The organism is Stenotrophomonas sp. A3_2 (assembly GCF_036624925.1).
GTDB classification, from domain to species: Bacteria; Pseudomonadota; Gammaproteobacteria; order Xanthomonadales; family Xanthomonadaceae; genus Stenotrophomonas; species Stenotrophomonas hibiscicola.
In genome coordinates, this window is record NZ_JAZKVY010000007.1 from 1 (window position 1) to 316 (window position 316).

Here is a 316-nt window from a genome sequence, read left to right on the forward strand (position 1 = left end):
CAGCTTTGCAGCTTCTGCGTCCATTTCAAAAACTCCCTCTGGTAAATGTGTGATGGGTGACGGTCAGTGAAGGTTTTCCGCGTCGTTCAGATAGACGCAGGTCAACAGCGCGAAGACATAGGCCTGGATGCCGGCAACCAGCAATTCCAGCGCGCAGATCCCCACCATCAGCGCAAAGCTGGGCAGCCCGGCGACGGCGAAGAGCAAGGGGCCCGCGTTGCCGCCGCTGATGACGAAGCTCGACAGCACTTCAAGCAGGACGTGGCCGGCCATCATCGCGACGAACAGTCGCAGGCCAAGCGAGAACGGACGCACC

The 316-nt window shown here is 60.4% G+C and carries 1 protein-coding gene; it reads right to left on the reverse strand.

The features are described 5' to 3' along the window. Nucleotides 1-63 precede the first annotated feature (63 nt). A partial coding sequence (locus R5H29_RS00025; protein WP_332328521.1) for a F0F1 ATP synthase subunit A occupies nucleotides 64-316 on the reverse strand: 253 nt, incomplete at its 5' end.